Here is a 1,646-nt window from a genome sequence, read left to right on the forward strand (position 1 = left end):
GCCCGGGTTCCGCAGTTAATCGGGGTTCTGGGCCTTGGATGAGGTCGAACCTGCTGGCCAGCGGTGTGGCGGCTGGTGGGAATCGGTGTTCGGCCTAGATACACGCTTGTAAGTGATTTCCCTGACGTGCCTTGGGATTGGGCGCTAGGTTCTAGTCCATGTATCTGCGGTCGACCCCTCGGCGGAACAAGGACGGCACGGTGGTGCGCTATCTGCAGTTGGCGCACAACGTGTGGGACCCGGCGGCGAAGCGGTCCAAGGTGCAGGTCATCTACAACTTCGGCCGGGAGGACGCCTCCAACCGGGACGCGCTGCAGCGGCTGGTGGCCTCGGTGACCCGGTTCCTGGATCCCGACGCCGCCCTGTCCGCGACGGCCGACGGGCTGGTGTTCGTGGAGTCCCGGCCGCTGGGCGGTACTTGGGTGCTGGACGGGCTCTGGCAGCAGCTGGAGATCGGCAAGGCGATGAAACGGCTGCTCAAGAAGCGCCGCCTCGATCCCAGCGCGGAGCGGGTTCTGTTCGCGCTGGTCGCCAACCGCGCCCTGGCACCGTCGTCGAAGCTCGCGGCGGCCCGCTGGGTCAACGACGACGTCGCGATCGACGGGCTGCCCGCCACCAGCGACGACGCCTGCTACCGGGCGATGGACTGGCTGATCGAGATCTCCGCCACGCTCGAGGAAGAGGTGTTCCACCAGGTCGCCAACCTCCTCAACCTGGAGGTCGACCTGCTGTTCTTCGACACCACCTCCACCTACTTCGAGACCGAGGACGCCGACGAGGCCGTCGCCCGGGACGAGCGGGGCAGGCCCGTCCCCGAGAGCGAGGCGAGTGACGAGCACCAGGCGCGGGGGTTCAGGTCGTTCGGCAAGTCCAAGGACCACCGCGATGACCTGCCGCAGGTCGTGATCGGGATGGCCGTCACCCGCACCGGCATCCCGGTGCGCGTGTGGTCCTGGCCCGGCTGCACCAGCGACTCGGCGCTGATCAGGCAGGTCAAGGACGACATGCGCGACTGGACGCTCTCCAGGATTGTGTGGGTCGCCGACCGCGGCTTCGCCTCCGAACGCAACCGCCACCACCTCCGCGCCGGCGACCACCACTACATCATCGGCGAGAAGCTGCGCTCCGGGTCGGCCGAGGCCACCGAGGCCCTGGCCCGCCAGGGCCGTTACCAGGACGTCCGGGACAACTTGCGGGTCAAGGAGGTCCGCATCCGTGAGGACGAGCGGTTCGTCATCTGCTTCAACCCCGACGCCGCCGACCGCGACGCGAAGGTCAGAGACCGCCTCGTCGCCCACCTCACCGACCTGATCGACGGCACCGACAAGCTCACCCCGACCAAGCGGGCCGAACTGCGCGGGGTGATCTCCACCAAGCCCGGACTGAACCGCTACCTGCGCGTCACGCCCGGCGGGCTGCTGCGCATCGACGCCGCGAAGATCAAGGCCGAGGAGAACCTGGACGGCAAGTACCTGCTGCGCACCTCCGACCCCAAGATGACCACCGAGGACATCGCACTCGGCTACAAGCAGCTCCTCGAAGTCGAACGCGGCTGGCGGGACATGAAGCAGGTCATCGACCTGCGGCCGGTGTTCCACCGCAAGGAAGAGCGCATCCGCGCTCACGTCCTGCTCTGCTGGCTCGCC

At 67.9% G+C, this 1,646-nt stretch carries 1 protein-coding gene; it reads left to right on the top strand.

The features are described from left to right. Nucleotides 1-158: 158 nt before the first annotated feature. A partial coding sequence (locus ABZZ74_RS54065; protein WP_356951433.1) for an IS1634 family transposase occupies nt 159-1,646 on the top strand: 1,488 nt, incomplete at its 3' end.

This window comes from Streptomyces sp. NPDC006476 (genome assembly GCF_040612015.1).
Lineage (GTDB): Bacteria > Actinomycetota > Actinomycetes > Streptomycetales > Streptomycetaceae > Streptomyces > Streptomyces griseorubiginosus_B.